The 17459-nt window shown below is 60.3% G+C and carries 15 protein-coding genes and 1 pseudogene; 6 read left to right on the top strand and 10 right to left on the bottom strand.

Annotated elements, in window-relative coordinates:
* Together VIL80_RS00115 and thiI are read right to left on the bottom strand one after the other, a co-directional pair.
* Positions 1 to 455, bottom strand: a pseudogene (locus VIL80_RS00115) (transporter substrate-binding domain-containing protein); the annotation flags it as partial.
* Positions 456 to 596: 141 nt separating this feature from the next.
* Positions 597 to 2063, bottom strand: coding sequence for a tRNA uracil 4-sulfurtransferase ThiI (gene thiI / locus VIL80_RS00110; RefSeq protein WP_332034135.1), 1467 nt, complete (start codon positions 2061 to 2063; stop codon positions 597 to 599).
* Between the two features lie 376 nt (positions 2064 to 2439).
* On the opposite strand from thiI, the gene glnA reads away from it, so the two are divergent.
* The 6 genes from glnA (at position 2440) to VIL80_RS00080 (ending at position 8962) form a co-directional block, all read left to right on the top strand.
* Entirely contained in the window at positions 2440 to 3843 is a 1404-nt protein-coding gene (glnA, locus tag VIL80_RS00105; protein WP_332034134.1) for a glutamate--ammonia ligase, read from the top strand.
* A gap of 156 nt (positions 3844 to 3999) precedes the next feature.
* Positions 4000 to 4701 (top strand): DUF4124 domain-containing protein, encoded by a 702-nt coding sequence (locus VIL80_RS00100; RefSeq protein WP_332034133.1) that lies wholly within the window; start codon positions 4000 to 4002, stop codon positions 4699 to 4701.
* A gap of 316 nt (positions 4702 to 5017) precedes the next feature.
* Complete coding sequence (glnL, locus tag VIL80_RS00095; protein ID WP_332034132.1) at positions 5018 to 6091, top strand: nitrogen regulation protein NR(II); 1074 nt, start codon at positions 5018 to 5020, stop codon at positions 6089 to 6091.
* Between the two features lie 69 nt (positions 6092 to 6160).
* Entirely contained in the window at positions 6161 to 7573 is a 1413-nt protein-coding gene (gene glnG, locus VIL80_RS00090) for a nitrogen regulation protein NR(I) (RefSeq protein WP_332034131.1), read from the top strand.
* Between the two features lie 145 nt (positions 7574 to 7718).
* On the top strand, positions 7719 to 8060 hold the full coding sequence (locus tag VIL80_RS00085; protein WP_332034130.1) for a zinc ribbon domain-containing protein YjdM: 342 nt from the start codon (positions 7719 to 7721) through the stop codon (positions 8058 to 8060).
* Positions 8061 to 8152: 92 nt separating this feature from the next.
* On the top strand, positions 8153 to 8962 hold the full coding sequence (locus tag VIL80_RS00080; protein ID WP_332034129.1) for a bestrophin-like domain: 810 nt from the start codon (positions 8153 to 8155) through the stop codon (positions 8960 to 8962).
* A 22-nt stretch (positions 8963 to 8984) separates the two neighbouring features.
* Here the strand turns inward: VIL80_RS00080 and VIL80_RS00075 are convergent, their stop codons facing one another.
* The 8 genes from VIL80_RS00075 to VIL80_RS00040 form a co-directional block, all read right to left on the bottom strand.
* Positions 8985 to 9530 (bottom strand): DUF3833 domain-containing protein, encoded by a 546-nt coding sequence (locus tag VIL80_RS00075; protein ID WP_332034128.1) that lies wholly within the window; start codon positions 9528 to 9530, stop codon positions 8985 to 8987.
* Positions 9531 to 9585: 55 nt separating this feature from the next.
* Positions 9586 to 10713 carry an AI-2E family transporter gene (locus VIL80_RS00070; protein ID WP_332034127.1) on the bottom strand — a complete coding sequence of 376 codons (1128 nt, stop codon included), beginning with the start codon at positions 10711 to 10713 and terminating at the stop codon, positions 9586 to 9588.
* Between the two features lie 98 nt (positions 10714 to 10811).
* Entirely contained in the window at positions 10812 to 11549 is a 738-nt protein-coding gene (locus VIL80_RS00065) for a D-Ala-D-Ala carboxypeptidase family metallohydrolase (RefSeq protein ID WP_332034126.1), read from the bottom strand.
* A gap of 16 nt (positions 11550 to 11565) precedes the next feature.
* Positions 11566 to 12246 (bottom strand): D-Ala-D-Ala carboxypeptidase family metallohydrolase, encoded by a 681-nt coding sequence (locus VIL80_RS00060; RefSeq protein WP_332034125.1) that lies wholly within the window; start codon positions 12244 to 12246, stop codon positions 11566 to 11568.
* A 159-nt stretch (positions 12247 to 12405) separates the two neighbouring features.
* Positions 12406 to 13953 (bottom strand): phosphoenolpyruvate carboxykinase, encoded by a 1548-nt coding sequence (locus tag VIL80_RS00055; RefSeq protein WP_332034124.1) that lies wholly within the window; start codon positions 13951 to 13953, stop codon positions 12406 to 12408.
* 379 nt (positions 13954 to 14332) lie between these two features.
* Entirely contained in the window at positions 14333 to 15211 is an 879-nt protein-coding gene (gene hslO, locus VIL80_RS00050; protein ID WP_332034123.1) for an Hsp33 family molecular chaperone HslO, read from the bottom strand.
* A gap of 129 nt (positions 15212 to 15340) precedes the next feature.
* Entirely contained in the window at positions 15341 to 15775 is a 435-nt protein-coding gene (locus VIL80_RS00045; RefSeq protein ID WP_332034122.1) for a DUF4124 domain-containing protein, read from the bottom strand.
* 40 nt (positions 15776 to 15815) lie between these two features.
* On the bottom strand, positions 15816 to 17336 hold the full coding sequence (locus VIL80_RS00040) for a S1C family serine protease (protein WP_332034121.1): 1521 nt from the start codon (positions 17334 to 17336) through the stop codon (positions 15816 to 15818).
* Between the last annotated feature and the right edge of the window lie 123 nt (positions 17337 to 17459).

Below are 17459 nucleotides of genomic sequence, written 5' to 3'. Positions count from 1 at the left end.
TGCTTTGCCAGCTCGATTTCAATGTCCTGCTGCGTGGCGGCGCGGTGCAGTGAGTCTGTATTGGCGATATCGACCAGAATGCGCAGTTTGCCGCGCCTTCTGATCGCGTCCAGGTCACCCTTCTCGATGTAGTTGTTATAGGCGCCGATTGGATACTCGCCGGTGGTGTCCGGAGCCCACTCGGCTTCGGGGCGAAGCTCGTCGCTCGCCGCCGGATGACCGGTGTATTTTTGCTGAGGTTGTTGGTCGTCGCTCTCGTCGCTCGCGCTGGCGTTGTCGACCGCGGCGTCGTCCCTTGGAGCTTGTTGCGAGGCTCCGGTGTCATCCCGCTGTGAAAGCTGCTCTGCAGGTTGATTCGGTGAAGATGGTTTGCCCGCCTCGCGCTCGCAGCCGCCAGCGAGTAGCTGGGCACAGAGTAGAGCCAAGCAGGTAGACAGGCGCAGACCTGGCGGCATATGCGCTCCCAAACGGTTCGAATCGAGGTATACCTTCAAGTCTAGTCACAGGTTCGGGGTTGCAGCCGCTTCGGGCGGAGACGCAAAAAAAAGCCCGGCATGAAAGCCGGGCCTGTTCTCGCGCTTTGGGGGTACAGCAATTCAGTGCTGCGGCTTCTCCGGGCGATAGACCCCCACGTTTTTGTAGCCCTCATCCAGCAGGTGCGAGGCGTGCAGCTTGCTCATGACGCCGCGGGCGCAGTAAAGCAGGTACTGCTTGTCCTTATCCAGGGATTTGAACGCGGTGCTCAGGCGGTAAAACGGGATCGTCTCCACACTGGTGTTGTCGAGTTCCAGCGGGTTCACTTCCTCTTCGGTGGGGTGGCGGATGTCGATGACGATGGCATTGCCGGGCTCGGCGAATTCCTCTACCGCCGGCGCGTCTTCACCCAGGTCTTCCATCACCTCGTCGATGTTCTGCATCACGCGGTTACCGATGGCGCGGTCGAGCACGGTGAAGTCGAAGCGGGTCTCCTCGTGTTGCACTTTTTCCATCTTCGCGCGGGTGGTGGGTTTCACCGAAATCACACCGCAGTACTCGGGCATGTTCGCGGCGAATTCCTCGGTGCCGATCTCCCGCGCGGTGCGGATGATGTCGGTCTTGTCGGATGTGATCAGCGGGCGCAGCACCAGGGTGTCGGTGACGCTGTCGATCACCGACAGGTTTTTCAGGGTCTGACTGGAAACCTGGGCGATGGCCTCGCCGGTCACCAGGGCATCCACATCCAGCTCCTTGGCGATCACCGAGCCCGCGCGCAGCATCATGCGCTTCAGGGTTACGCCCATGTAGGAGTCGTCGATGCGCTCGAGGATCTCTGCGACGACTTCGTCAAACGGCACGGTGATGAATTTCACCCGGTGGGAGGCGCCGTATTTTTCCCACAGGTAGAAGGCCACTTCCTTTACCCCCAGCTCGTGCTGGCGCCCGCCCAGGTTGAAGAACAGGTAGTGGGTGCGGATGCCGCGCTTGATGGTCAGATAACTCGCCACGGTGGAATCGAAGCCGCCGGAGACCAGCGAGATCACCGGGTCCTGGGTGCCGAGCGGGAAGCCGCCGAGGCCCTGGTGCAGCTGCTCGATCACGTTCAGCTTGTCGTGGCGGATTTCCAGTTTCACGGTGATATCGGGGTTTTTCAGTTTCACCCCGGCGGCCTCGGTGTTCTGGTTCAGGCCGCCGCCCACGTACTGCTCCACCTCGAGGGACTGGAAGTCGTGCTTGCCGGTACGCTTGACCCGCACGCAGAAGGTTTTGCCCTTGAGCTTGTCGCCCCATACCGACAGGGTTTTCTGGTACATATCGTCCATGTCGCCCAGCGGGAACTGCTGTACCCGTGCGAAGTTGGCGATGCCGGGCGTGTGCGACAGCACCTCTTCAATACGGTCGGACAGGTGGGCTACGGCGTCTGGCGCGATCACATCAATTTTTTCCCAGTCCTTGCGCACCTGGATACGGTCATCCAGCGCGCGCAACAGCTTGCGCAGGTTGTCGGCGAGCTGTCGCGACATGCGCTTGCGCACCGGGTTGCTCTTGATGGTGATCTCTGGGAAAAACTTGACGACGAAGTGCATAGGAAAGTGCCAGAACCGCGATTGACAGAAATGTGAGCCGGGAAACGCGTACACTGCTTCCCGGCAAAGGTGGCGAATTATAAACTCGCTACCGGGAATTTGCTTGCGGCACCAAATTGGTGCTTTGCGTGACTTTCCGGCCCCTTATTGGTGCATCTTGCAGTTTGAAAGCACCAATATTGGGACTATCTTGGGGTTGTCCTGGGAATTGCCCGGCCAGTTTTGTCCCAAAATGGGCCGCTGCCGCCGTATTCAGCACGCCAAATATCGACTACAGCCAGTTTGCCCCAATTTGGCACACTCCTTGCTTTTACAGTTGCCACAAGATAAAGCGAATTGGCGCGACACATAACTTTTTCATTCTTGGAGGACTGCAATGTCAAAGACGCTCGGACTGATCAAAGAGAGCGAAGCCAGATGGGTAGACCTGCGCTTCACCGATACCAAAGGTAAGGAACAGCACGTTTCCATTCCTTCTAAGGAAGTGAACGGCGAGTTCTTCGAAGTAGGCAAGATGTTCGATGGTTCCTCCATTGCTGGCTGGAAAGGCATTAACGAATCCGACATGGTGCTGATGCCGGTTGACGATACCGCGTTCCTGGACCCGTTCACCGACGAGCCCACTGTAATTATTCGCTGTAACATCGTTGACCCGATCACCGGTCAGGGTTACGAGCGCGACCCGCGTTCCATTGCCATGCGCGCCGAGGAATACCTGAAGTCCACCGGTCTGGGTGACAAGGTACTGATGGGTCCGGAGCCCGAGTTCTTCGTATTTGACGACATCACCTGGGGTGCCGAAATGGGCGGCGCCTTCTACAAGATCAACTCCCAGGAAGCGGCCTGGTCTTCTGGCGCCAGCTATGCCGAAGGCAACATGGGTCACCGTCCGGGTGTGAAAGGCGGCTACTTCCCGGTTCCGCCCGTCGACTCCCTGCACGACATCCGCGCTGCCATGTGTGCCGCGATGGAGCAGATGGGTCTGGAAATCGAAGTACACCACCACGAAGTGGGTACCGCTGGCCAGTGTGAAATCGGCGTTGGCGCCAACACCCTGACCAAGAAGGCTGACGAAGTTCAGATCCTGAAGTATGCGGTGCACAACGTTGCCCACGCTTACGGCAAAACCGCCACCTTCATGCCCAAGCCGCTGGTAGGTGACAACGGTTCCGGTATGCACGTACACCAGTCCTTCAGCAAGGACGGCGTGAACCAGTTCGCCGGTGACGCCTACGCTGGCCTGTCTGAAACTGCCCTGTTCTACATCGGCGGTATCATCAAGCACGCGCGCGCACTGAACGCTATCTGTAACCCGGGCACCAACTCCTACAAGCGTCTGGTACCTGGCTTCGAAGCACCGGTAATCCTGGCCTACTCCGCGCGTAACCGCTCTGCGTCCATCCGCATTCCGTTCGTGCCGAGCCCGAAAGGCAAGCGTATCGAAACCCGCTTCCCGGACCCGATCGCCAACCCGTACCTGGCCTTCGCTGCACTGCTGATGGCTGGCCTCGACGGCGTGAAGAACAAGATCCACCCCGGCGACCCGGCAGACAAAGACCTGTACGACCTGGAGCCGGAAGAGCTGGCCGAGTACCCGACCGTTGCTTCCAGCCTGGAACAGGCTCTGGACGCACTGGATCAGGACCGCGCCTTCCTGACCGAAGGTGGCGTATTCACTGACGACGCCATCGACGCCTTCATCGCCCTGAAGCGTGAAGAAGTACAGCGTGTGAACATGACCACTCACCCGGTCGAGTTCGAAATGTACTACTCCTGCTAATTGGCAGGTATCATCGCGGCACCGCCCCGGCTTTTGATATGAGGGCGGCGCAAAGATGACGAGAAAGCCCGCACTTCGGTGTGGGCTTTTTTTTTGCGAGGCAGATGGCTAGCCTTAACACTGCAACAGAACACAAAAAGTGAGGCAGGATTGCCCATGAACAAATGGTCCATGAACAAATGGTTCCTCCTGCTGGCGCTCGTGCTGGCAGTGCCGGCGATGGCGCTGCAGGATTCCGGTGCGCAATCGGGTGCGGACGAGGATAAATCCTCCGGCGGCACCAGTGTCTACAAGATCGTCGGCCCTGACGGGCGGGTCACCTTCAGTGATACCGCACCCGCGGGCTCCAGGGCGGAAAAGATCAAGATTGGCCCCACCAACGTGCAGCCCATCGCACCGCCCGCACCCCTGCCACTGCGCAAGCTCACGCCCAAGAGTGGCGACGACAATCGCGATAGCCGGGAGTACGACCTGGGGCCGGTGAATTTCGCCATCGTCAGCCCGTCCAACGATGCCACCATCCCCCCGGGACAGCGCTTTATCGTGCTGCAGGTGGCACTGGAGCCGGTGCCCCGCGACGGTTACGCCTTTTACGCGGTCATCGATGGCCAGCGCTGGTCCGGCACCTCATCCGGCACCAGCCTGGATATCTCCGCGCTGGAGCGCGGCACCCACAGCATTCAGGCGGTACTGCTGGACGCCAGCGGCCGGCCACTGGCGCAGTCCCAGGTGATCCAGGTGCATGTAAAGCGCCCGGGTGGCCAGGTGCCGGACTTCCCCGCCGAGCAGGCGCCACAGATGCCGAAAGCGCCGGTGGCACCGGGTATTGCGAATCCGCCGAAACCCCGGCCGCGCTGAATCGGTATTTCTGTTCTGTCGGGCGCCATCTGCAGGCGCCTGGCATCCCTGCTCTCCTTTGTTTCCCCTGTTTCGCTGTTCCTGGCGCCTCCTCTGTCCCTGTGCCCAATTGTGAGCGGCTTATCTGGCTATTTTTTGCTCTGCGCACAATAATGGTGCACTCTGTGGCGGTATCTTTTCCCGGTGCCCCGCAAAGTTTCTTGTGAATCCGGTTTTTGCGCCATTTTGGTTTGCTTTTTGCACTGCCATTAGGCGAACGGGAAATATGAACCAAATCGGGACCCTTAACCCGAAATTCTCAACCTCGGAAGCCTGAATGCTCAACGACCGCCAGTTACGCTTGCTGCTGGACAACCTCACGTCGGCTGTGTTGGTGCTCGATGAAAACCTGGCCCTCTGCTACCTCAACTCGGCGGCAGAAGACTTGGTGGCAGCCTCCAGCGCCCGTGCCATCGGGCTGCCGCTGGAAGAGGTGGTGAGGGAATCCCGCTCGCCGGAGCAGGCGTTGCGCGCGGCGCTGGCCACCGGCGAGAAGTACACCGTGCGCCGCGCCCTGTGGTTTCTGCACAACCTGGAAGAGTGCACCGTGGACTACTCGGTGACGCCACTGACGGATCTCGGCCTGCTGCTGCTGGAGGTCCAGTCCATGGACCGCCTGCTGCGCATTGCCCGCGAGGACGCGCTGCTCTCCGCCCAGGAGACCACCCGCAACCTGGTGCGGGGCATGGCCCACGAGGTGAAAAATCCCCTCGGTGGAATTCGCGGAGCGGCACAGTTGCTGCAACGGGAGCTGAAGGATCTGGGGGACGATGGTCTCGGTGAGTACACCCAGATCATCATCGAAGAGGCGGATCGCCTGCGCAATTTGGTGGACCGCATGCTCGGCCCGCGCAAGCCGGTGAGGCTGCAGTCGGTGAATGTACATTCGATTACCGAGCGTGTGGCCCAGCTGATCGAGGCGGAGTGCGATGGCGCGCTGGAAATCAAGCGCGACTACGACCCCTCGATTCCGGATATCCCGGCGGACAGCGAACAGCTGATCCAGGCGGTGCTGAATATTGCGCGTAACGCCATGCAGGCCATTGCCGAGAATATCGGGCTGGCGGAGGGGGAGCTCACCATCCGCACCCGGGTGCAGCGACAGTTCACCATCGGCCGCCGCCACTGCGCGCTGGTGTGCCGTATCGATGTTGTCGACAACGGCCCCGGAATTCCGGAAGACATCCGCGAGCGAATTTTTTACCCGATGATTTCCGGGCGCGCCGAGGGCTCGGGGCTGGGGCTATCCATTTCCCAGCACATCATCAACCAGCACCGGGGGCTGATTAAATGCGAGAGCCGCCCGGGACTGACCGAATTCCAGATTTATCTGCCGCTGGCAAACGATTAGGGACCAGCGGCAACGAGAACCAGTAGTAACAAAATTATTAGAAAGTAATCACAGAGCCGGAAAATTATTATGAACAATCGCGTATGGATCATTGATGACGACCGCTCCATCCGCTGGGTGCTGGAGCGCGCCCTTTCCCGGGCGGGAATCGACACAACCTGCTATGAAAATGGCGATCGCGCGCTGGACGATTTTTACAGCGAATCACCGGACGTGGTGATCAGCGATATTCGCATGCCCGGTTCCGATGGTTTCAAACTGCTGCAGCGTTTCCAGGCTGAACGCCCGTCGCTGCCGATCATCATCATGACCGCGCACTCGGACCTCGACAGCGCGGTGGCGGCCTACCAGGGCGGCGCCTTTGAATATCTGCCCAAGCCCTTCGACGTGGACGAGGCGGTGGCGGTCACCCGTCGCGCGTTGGCACACGCCAATGAGCAACAGCCGGAAGAGCCGGTGGTGATTGAAAATGGCACCGGCAACAAGGAAATCATCGGCGAGGCGCCGGCGATGCAGGAGGTGTTCCGCGCAATCGGCCGCCTGTCCCACTCCAATATCACCGTGCTGATCAACGGCGAGTCCGGTACCGGTAAGGAGCTGGTGGCGGCGGCGCTGCACAACCACAGCCCGCGCAAGAGCCAGCCGTTTATCGCCCTCAACATGGCGGCGATTCCCCGGGACTTGATGGAGTCCGAGCTGTTCGGCCACGAGAAGGGTGCCTTCACCGGTGCTAGCGCCCAGCGCGCCGGTCGCTTCGAGCAGGCCAACGGCGGTACCTTGTTCCTGGATGAGATCGGGGATATGCCCGCGGAGACTCAAACCCGTCTGCTCCGGGTGCTTGCAGACGGGGAGTTCTACCGGGTGGGCGGCCACACCCCGGTAAAAGTGGATGTGCGTATCATCGCCGCCACTCACCAGAATCTCGAGCGTCTCGTAGAGCAGCACAAATTCCGCGAAGACCTTTTCCACCGCCTCAACGTTATCCGCATTCATATCCCGCGTCTCGCCGATCGCCGCGAAGACATCCCCCGCCTGGTGCGACACTTCTTCAATATCGCCGCCAAGGATCTCGGGGTAGAACCGAAAATCCTGCTCAAGGACACCGAGGAATACCTCGCCAGCCTCGACTGGCCCGGTAACGTGCGCCAGCTGGAAAACACCTGCCGCTGGATCACCGTGATGGCCTCCGGTCGTGAGGTGCATGTCGACGACCTGCCTCCAGAGCTGCACCAGCAGAGCGCCAGCAGCGAAGTGCCCCAGGACTGGCAGAAAGCCCTGCGCCTGTGGGCGGATCAGGCTCTCGCCACCGGCCAGCGGGAAATCCTCGGGCAGGCCGTGCCGGCATTCGAGCGCGCGCTGATCGAAATTGCCCTCAAGCACACCGCCGGCCGCAAACGCGATGCCGCCGAGCTGCTGGGCTGGGGGCGCAATACCCTCACCCGCAAGCTCAAAGAACTGGGCATGGGTGGCGGCGAGGACTGACAGCACGTAGCTCCGGCGATATCATTGTCACGGGCACCCTCGGGTGCCCGTTTTCATTTGCGTGCCGTCGGCCAGGGGCCGCGCCGCATTCTTCTCTGCTTTAATGCCAGATAGCTACCCATAAGTATTGATCCCGGAGCCTTCCATGAGCGACCTCCCCCACTGTCCCAAATGCCAGTCGACCTACACCTACGAAGACCGCAATCTGTTTGTGTGCCCGGAATGTGGCCATGAATGGTCGGCGGAGCAGGGTGCATCGGGTGCCGATGACGGTCTGGTAATTAAAGATGCCAACGGCAATCTGCTGGCAGACGGTGACTCGGTGACCGTGATCAAGGATCTCAAGGTCAAGGGTTCGTCACTGGTGGTGAAAGTGGGTACCAAAGTGAAGAATATTCGCCTGGTCGAGGGGGACCACGATATCGACTGCAAGGTGGATGGTATCGGCCCGATGAAACTGAAATCGGAATTCGTCAAAAAAGCCTGATTTCTCGCACTGCCGGCGTAACAAAATCGCCGGCAGACCGCTCTCCGCTGGTCCAGACTTGCCCATAGCCACGGGGTTTTTCTGGAATATGCATGGCCATAACCAGGTCGTTTTCTGATTTATCGCTGACCGGCGTGTATTTCACTTCCATCTTACTGGTGCTTGCCGCTCTCGCCTGCGGTTACCTGGTGGGGCGCCGGCTCGGGAGAAGCCGCAAAGGCCGCCGGGATGATCCCTCCATGGGCAGTGCGGTGGCCGCCACTCTCGGTCTGCTGGCATTCATGCTGGCGCTCACCTTCAATATGACCGCCGACCGTTTCGGCCAACGCAAGGCGCTGCTGCTGGAAGAGGTCAATGCCATCGGCACAACCTACCTGCGCACGGATTTTCTGCGCGCGGACAATCGCACGCGCGCGCGGCAATTGCTGCTGGAGTACACAACCTTGCGCGGCTTCGACCCGCACACCATGACTGTGGAGGATTTTCTGCGTGCCATCCGCCGCAGTGAGCAAATCCAGCAGGAACTGTGGCAACTGGTGCAGGAGGAAATTGCTGCCGGTACCGAAAGCGTTCGCCTGAGCGCCTTCTACGAACCCCTGAACCAGGTCATTGATCTGCACACTTCCAGGCTCCAGGTGGGGGTGGAATACCAGGTGCCGGCACCAATCTGGGGGGCGCTTTACGCGATTACTGCGCTGGCGGTATTCGGTATCGGTTTTCAGCTGGGGGTCAGTGGCAGCGGTTCGAAACTGGTGGCGCTGGCGATGGCCATGGCATTTGCGCTGGTGATCCTGCTGATAGCCGATCTCGACCGCTCCGGCGAGGGCATGCTGGTAGTGGACCAGGCGCCGATGAAGAACCTGGCCGGCCAGATGAAAGAGAGTGACGACGGCAAAAAATGAGCCTGCCGCTGTCGGGAAGTGCTTAGAGCTTCACGATGGTCAGCGTGATGGCGCCGACGTCAAAGCCCCATTTACTCAGGTCCGATTCCCCGATCAGGGTACGGTCGTCGATCAAATACATACGATCGTCCACGCTGATATTGATCGTGCGTCCGTCGTAGGGAACCTGTAGAACATAGCCGATGAAGGCACTGTTGCCGCTCACCGCCAGGTGCGCTTCACCCACCACATCTTCCGCACGCCCGATATAGTGGCGCTCGTTGTCGCTTGCTTCTCGCAATTCCAGCTGCCAGTTGCGGTATTGAATTTCGCCGTCATCAAACTCGAATTTTTCCGCCAGCAACCCGCGCCCATTATTCCAGGTGCCATTCAGCGTTGCGGTAAACCGCCGGGTTACCTTGCCCGCGCGGTTTTTTACGATACCGTGTGCGCGCAATGGGCCATTGAAAAATTGTTCGGGAATGAACCGCGGTGTGCTTTCTGCATAGTCTTCAACCGCCGGTCCACTGCATGCCTGCAGTAGTGGCAGTGCCATTGCGAATAACAGGGAGAGGGCGACTCGTCTCATGGGAACACCTGTGTGCGTTGAATTACCCTTGATACGAGTCGTTCCCGGGGACGGATCAATCCCCGCTAGTTCGGGTCGAGTCGCCTGAGGTCGGTAAATCATCCAGTGGGGACTGATCACGGGGTGGCAGCAGCGGCTCGTCGCGGCTGATGAATTCGCGCATGAATATTTCCCAGAACGCCATAAACAGCGCCGCCAGCAGTGGGCCTATGGCGAAGCCGCTGATACCGAACATGATGAGTCCGCCGACGGTGGAGAACAGCACGATATAGTCCGGCAGCTTGGTATCGCGGCCCACCAGAATCGGGCGCAGGATGTTGTCCACCAGGCTGATCACCAGCACCCCAAAAATCATCAGCACGGTGGCCTTGACCGCTTCGCCGGTGGAATACAGGTAGAGCGCGGCGGGGAACCAGATAATGGCGGCGCCCACCGCCGGCAGCAGCGACAGTACCGTCATCACCACACCCCACAGCAGCGGCGCCGGCAGCCCCAGCGCCCAGAAGATCATTCCTCCCAGTGCACCCTGAGTCACGGCCACCACCAGGTTGCCCTTGATGGTGGCGCGGGTGACCTCGGCAAATTTTGCCAGCAGCAGTTTTTCCCGCTCGTCCCCCAGTGGCAGCGCGCGGATCAGCAGTGCCACCAGCGCGTTGCCGTCGCGAATCAGGAAGAATGTCAGGTACAGCATCAACCCGAGGCTGACAAAAAAGTTGAGGGTGTTCTGGCCGAGGGCCAGCGCATTTTTTGCAATCAGGCTGCCGGCGGTCATCAGCCCGCCGAGCAGGCGCTGCTTCACGCCCTCGAAGTCCAGCCCGAAACGTTCGAGCGCGGCATTGATGCCGGGAAACGCCGCGCGCACCTGTTCCACCTTGGCGCCGAGATTGATCTCGCCGGACTGTACCTTCTGGTACAGGTTTACCACTTCACTGACAAACGAGCTGGCCACCAGTAGCACCGGGATCACCACTACGATCAGGCACAGTAGCAGGGTCAGCAGTGCGGTGAGATTTGGCCACTTGGGGAAACGATGTAGCAGGTGGCGGTACAGCGGGTGGAAAATCAAAGCGACCGCACAGGCCCAGAAAATCGCGGTAAAAAACGGCTGCAGCAGCAGTACGAAGGCAATGGTCACCAGCAGCAGGGTAAAAATGAATGAACGTCTTTCCAGTTTTTCCTGCACGGTGTGCTCCCTGATTTTTGTTATCTACGTGCTCTTTTCAAATGCCGCCCGCGCTGCGGCAGGCGGCCAGCCGCTAATGTAACCAGATAGTGCGGTGCTTACCAGCGACGGTATCCACAGGTATCCACATGAAAGCGGATGCCGCTGTAGATGCCGAGCCCCATTCTCCATTTGCGCCCGTGGCGCTGGTGGATCTTGCGCAGTTTTGGCAGCAGTTCACTGCGGGTGTAATCCGCCTCGGGAATCATGTCCAGGCCGCAGAAGTGCAGGTGTTTACTGGAGCGCGCGCCGCCTGCCTTGGCGTTGTACTTGGAGGTACGCCAGCCGGAGAGCACCACCACCGGGCCGATTTCCGGCACCACGAAATTTTTGATCACCTGCAGGGTGTTCACCATGGTTTTCCAGTTGCGCTCCGGTGGAATCGCGAACGGGGGCTCGCCCACTTTCTGCCAGTCGCTGCCCTGGCGCAGCAGCACGAATGCGGGCAGCACATCACCTACCCCTTTGGTGTCGAGGAAAAATTTCAGTTTTACGAACTGCTCCCGGTTGTTGCCCTCGTCGAGGAATTTTTCAAACGCGCCTACCGAGGCCGCGGGATAGCCTTTTATCTTGAACACCATCGGCGTTTCCGGGGTGATCGGAATTCTTTCGGGCTCGGGAACCGGGATATATTCCACCGGGCGCACCACCCGCTCCGCCAGCTCGCGCACTTTCTCCACCGTCAGTACGATAAGTGCCAGCGAGCATGCGAGCACCAGCGCGCTGATCCAGATAACCCGTCGGCGCTCGATGTGAATGTCGACAAACTCGTGATCCGGGCTTTCTTTGATATCCATGCTGGCGACGACTCAACTACCAGCGGCGATAACCGCAGGTGTCCACGTGAAAGCGCACACCGCTGTAGATGCCGAGCCCCATATTGCTATCGGGGCCAAGGCGCGCGTGCAGGTTGTGCAGTTCTTCGACCAGTTCGGTGCGGCCGATATTCGACCGGGGCACCAGGTCCACTCCGCAAAACGACCGGTGCTTGCTCTTTTGTGAGCCGCCCGCCTTGCGGTTGTAGGTCTCGGTGCGGAACGCGGAGACGATATCCACTGGACCGATGCTGGGGACCACCTCATCGCGAATCAGCTTCAGGGTGGCGACGATATTCGGCCACTGCTGCCGCGGCGGAATAGCGAACGGCGGCTCGTTGATGTCGAGCCAGTCTGATCCCTGGCGCAGCAGGTTTTCGGGCTCGATGGTATCGGCCACCCCCGCCTCCTCGAGAAACAGCGCAAACTGGCCGAACTCGCGCCGGTTGGCACCGGTGCGCAGGAAATCATTGAGGCTGGCGACAGTGGCGACGCGGTAGCCCTTGAGTTCGACGTAGGGTTTCTCCCGTGCCTGGAACTGAAGGTAAACCCACAGGCCCAGCAGCAGCACCAGCAACAGCACCGCCACACCCAGTACCACCCACCAGTTGGTCTGCTGGTTGGGGGACAGGTGGTGGTAGCGGCGTTTTACGGTGGAAAGTGGATTGCCTGGCGGCATGCCCGCTGCCTGTCTGTGTTGTTGGTCTAATGATTTGGGGGCGACGGGAAAGCGATTGCCGGGAATCGCCCCTCCACAAACTATAGCTCTCCAGTGGCGGGCTGGCAGATACAAAAAAGGCGGTCGCAATGACCGCCTTTTCGCTGGATCGATACGCTATCAGGCCTTGGGGCCGGCCGCGTTGATCGCATCGCTGACCGCGAACTTGCCGATGTTTTCGGCAAACAGGGCCGCCAGCTTTTTCGCCGCTGCGTCGTAGGCCGCAGGATCGGCCCAGGCGTTGCGCGGGTTCAGGTAGGACTTGTCCACACCCGGTACTTCCAGCGGGATTTCCAGGTTCATGATGTCCAGGTGCTCGGTGCCGACGTTGTCGAGCGCGCCGTTCTGGATCGCCGCAACCACCGCGCGGGTGACCGGAATCGGGAAGCGCTTGCCTTTCTCGCCGGAACCGCCGGTCCAGCCGGTGTTCACCAGGTAGACCTTGGAGTCGAAGCCCTCGATGCGCTTCATCAGCAGGTCCGCGTATTCACGGGGTGCGCGCGGCATGAACGGAGCGCCGAAGCAGGTGGAGAAGGTCGGGTTGATGCCCGCTTCTGCGCCCAGCTCGGTGGAACCCACGCGCGCGGTGTAGCCGGACAGGAAGTGGTAAGCGGCCGCTTCCTTGGACAGAATGGCTACCGGGGGCAGTACGCCGGTCACGTCGCAGGTCAGGAAGATAACGTTCTTGGGTTCGCCGGCGCGGTTTTCCAGCTGACGCATTTCCACGTGCTCCAGCGGGTAGGAGCAGCGGCCGTTCTCGGTCAGGCTGGTGTCGTCGTAGTCCGGTACGCCCGCTTCGTTGGTCACCACATTCTCGACGATGGCACCGAAGCGGATGGCATCCCAGATCACCGGCTCGTTTTTCTGGCTCAGGTTGATGGTCTTGGCGTAGCAGCCGCCTTCCATGTTGAACACACCGCCCTTGGCCCAGCCGTGCTCGTCGTCACCGATCAGGTAGCGCTCCGGGTCTGCAGACAGGGTGGTCTTGCCGGTGCCGGACAGGCCGAAGAACAGGCACACATCGCCGTCCTCGCCCACGTTGGCGGCACAGTGCATCGGCATCACGTCTTTCTCCGGCAGCAGGAAGTTCTGCACGGAGAACATCGCTTTCTTCATCTCACCGGCGTAGCGCATGCCCGCCAGCAGTACCTTGCGCTGGGCGAAGTTGATGATCACGCAGCCTTCGGAGTTGGTGCCGTCGCGGGACGGGTCGCACTCGAAGTTGGCTGCGTGCAGGATACGCCACTCTTCCTTGCCTTTCGGGTTGTACTGTTCGGCGCGGATAAACATGTTGCGGCCGAACAGGTTGTGCCACGCGGTGTGGGTGGTCACTTTCACGGGGATGTAGTGGTCTTCGTCCTGGCCCACGTGCAGCTGCTGCACGAAGCTGTCGTGACTGGCGACGAAGTCTTCCACACGGCTCCACAGGGCATCGAATTTGTCTGCCGGGAAAGCGCGGTTCACGCTGCCCCACTCGATGCTGTCGGCAGTAGAGGGCTCCTCAACCACAAAACGGTCCGCCGGAGAACGGCCGGTGCGTTCACCGGTAACGGCTAACAGAGCTCCGGTGTGCGTGAGGTGACCCTCGCCGCGCTGCAGTGCCTGCTCCACCAGTTGCGCGGCGGAAAGGTTGGAAAATACCTGCACCGTATCGACTTGCTGTGCCATTCGCTTATTACCCATGAAAGTTGTATCACTGAAATAAATAGTAGGGGGTGCCGCCAAGTATCGCGACAAACGGTAAGCTTTCGCGAGCTGGTACAGCGGCCAAGCATCGCGTGCCGGCGCATTATGGCAAACTTCAAATTATGATCACAGAAAAACCGCATATTTTTTGATCAAAGACAGCGTTGTCAGGAAAATTTTTCGCGGTTTTTCATCAAATTTTATGATGTAGTTTTTTTACTTCATAAATTTGGGGAATATTGATGGTTCTGTAGTTTCGACTACAGTCAGCAACGTGCCTGGAAAGGGACCGATTGATGCGCTGGCTGCTGAATGGCGGGTACAAAAAAGCGCGCCATGGGCGCGCTTGTTATCGGGGGCGTCAGTGCAGGGTGTGCGGTGGAGCGTTGAACAGGTCCTCGACCTTCTCGCGATCGAAGCGGTAGGTGCGGTTGCAGAACTGGCAGTCCGCAGTGATCTCCCCGCCCTGTTCCTCCAGCAGTTTGTACACATCTTCCGGGCCCATGGCGATCAGCGCGCGGGCGCTGCGCTCGGGCGAGCAGCTGCACTTGAAGCGGATGTTGGCGGTGCCGAGGGTCGCCGGCTCCAGCTCGTGGAACAGGCGCACCAGTAGCTGGTCGTGGGGCAGGTTGTGCAGCTCCCCGGCGGTAACGGTGGAGGCCAGGTGCACCCCGGTCTCCCAGGCGTCGGCATTTTCCTCTTCACTGGCGGCATTGTTGCCCGGCAGCACCTGCAGCATGATGCCACCCACGGTATCGGCGTTGGATTCGATCCAGAAACGGGTCTTCAGCTGCTCGGACTGGGTAAAGTAATCCTCCAGGCACTCCGCCAGGGTGTCTTTCTCCAGCGGCACGATGCCCTGGTAGCGCTCGCCCTCCTGCGGGTCCACGGTGATCACCAGCGCGCCGCGGTTGCCCACCAGCTCGCGCAGGGTGGCATCTTCTTTGATCTCGGCACCTTCGGCGACCCGCGCCAGTCCGCGCACGTCGCTGTGGTTGGTGCATTCCGCCACCAGCAGCGGTACGTCGCCTTCACCGCGGGCCTGCAGCATCAGGATGCCCTCGAACTTGAGGGTAGTGGAGAGCAGGCAGGAGGCGGCGAGGAACTCGCCCAGCAGTCGCTGTACCGGCAGCGGCAGCTGGTTTTGCTCGAGCACTTCCCGGTACGCCTTGGTGAGTGTGACCACTTGGCCGCGCACATCGTGCTTGGAAAAAATAAAGCGTTCCAACTGGTCGGACATGGCTGCGTGCCTCGCTGAAAATTTGGGGGTCGCGATTTTAGTGCCTGCCGCGCCCAAATACGATGACCTTCAATGGGCAACGTTTAATGTTAGTGACGATTGCGCGGGGAAACCGCCTGCGGAGCCCGCTCAGCCGCAGTGCTGGCGGATCTGGGCTTCCATTTTGACCGCCTCCTGCTGCCGCTCGCGTTCGCTGATGGTGGTCTCTTTGCCGTTTTCATCCACGAAATACACCCGCCCACGCAGTATCTGCAGCTGCCGGCGGGCGTGGTTGCAGGCGTTCAATCGCTGCTGTTGTACCCGCGCCTGCTGTGATTCCTTGCGCGCCGCGTATTCCTGGTCAATTTCCCGCGAACGCGTGGTATCGGGGAAATCCTGGCGCCGGGTGGGATCGGCACCGTTGATCGGCTTGAGCTGGCCATCCAGGGATTCCGCCTTGGCTGTCACCGGCGGTCGGTCGCCAAAATGGACTTTGCCGTCCGCGTCCACCCAGCGGTAGAGCTCTTCCGCGCTGGCGTTGAGGGCCAGCGCAAAACCGGCCAGCAGTGACAGAGTCTGTTTCACAGTTTCCCTCCCTGGGTTACTTTGGTTGCTGGACCTGGCGTTACTGGACCTGACCGAGTGCTTCCGCGGCGGTGCGCTCCGCCAGGGTGCCAAACAGGCCCTGGGAGTGACGCTCGGGGATCTGGTAGGTCTGCAGGATCAGCGGCTGCTGCTCGCGAGCGGCGGCGGTATCCAGCACCATGCGGTAGCCAGAGCTGTCCCGCAGATCCACGAATTCCCCTTCACTGGACTCCATTAGCTGCGCGAACTGCAGGAAATCGTGGACCTTCTCGCCGTTGACCGACTCGATGATCCAGTTTTTCCAGTCGTGGTAGCCGAGGTTCACCGGCGCCGGCAGTACCTTCAGTGCCACCACCAGCTCCTGCTGCTCGGGGCTCGACCACTGGTTGCGCGCGTTGAGGTATTCAATCGGCGCCTTGGAGTGCCAGTTGTTGCCCCAGCGCTTGATCAGGTTCATGTTCAGCGGCACAAACACCACACCGCCGTAGATGAAATAGCGCGGGCGCTGGTCGAATTTTTCCCCCTGCACCAGCGAGCGTGAGGGCGGGGTGGCGGCGAGGGTGATCTCAGCATTGTGGATCTCACCATTGCGGGAGAATCTCACCGGCAGCTGGTCGCCCACGTGGTGATGATCCACCGCGTAGTGATAGTTGGTGCGCTGGTTTTCCCGCCACTCGATGGTGCGGTCGGCGGCAATATCGAAACCGTCCACCTGCAGCAGCACATCTCCAGCCTGCAGCACCTGCGCCGCCGGCGCATCTTCAAACACCCGCACCACCAGTGCGCCTTCCTGGTCCTCTTCGAGGCCCGCCGCGGCTTTCATCGACGGACTCTCCAGGCTCTGGGTCACCGCGCCCAGTTCCGGGAAGCCCTGGTGCACACCGTCTTCCGAATCCTGCAGTACGTGCTCGATCACACTCGGCGGTACGAAGTAGCCGAGGTTCTCGGCGCCGTTGCTGTTGTTGGTCTGCATGGCGACACCGACGATCTTGCCGTTGGAGATCACCGGGCCGCCGCTGTTGCCGGGATTGATGGCGGCATCGATCTGGCCGGCCATCAGGTAGCTCTCGGCGTGGGCGTAGTACTGGTGCTCTACCCGGGACAGCACGCCGCGGGTGATGGACAGTGACTTGCCGCCGATGGGGTAGCCGTAGACGGTGACCTCTTCCTGCAGTTCGGGAAGGCTGCCAAAGGGCAGCGGGCGGGTGTCGTCGAAGAAGGTTTCGTCATCGACGGTGAGCAGTGCGAGGTCGGCGTCGTGGGAGACGAATTTGACCCGCGCGCGGAATTTCTGCGCGTCGCCGTGGCGCTGGACCTGGATGTAGCTGCCGTCGGCGACGACGTGGGCATTGGTGAGGATCTGCTTGCCTTTGATGACGGCGCCGGAGCCGGAAAGTTGCTGGGCGTTCAGCAGGGCCCAGGGGTTGAAATAGTCGGGCGCGGCGGCGGTGGTGTAGATCTTGATGATCGAACGCTTGAGCTGCTCGTGCTCGCGACTGTCGGCGTGGGCGAGCTGGGTGAAACAGAGAATCAGCAGGCAGATCTTCAGCAGATGTTTCATTGCGGCTTCTTGGTTATTCGTTGGATTTCGGGAGTTTAGCACTTTGCTTCCATTTCCCGTGGGGTGGGTGCTTTGAATGTCCTTTGGAGGCGGCCGGGCACCGGGTAAGGGTTTTCAGGACCG

Source organism: Microbulbifer sp. (genome assembly GCF_036563125.1).
Taxonomy (GTDB): domain Bacteria; phylum Pseudomonadota; class Gammaproteobacteria; order Pseudomonadales; family Cellvibrionaceae; genus Microbulbifer.
Note: the sequence above shows the minus strand (reverse complement) of the source record. Positions and strands in the feature narration are given on the sequence as shown.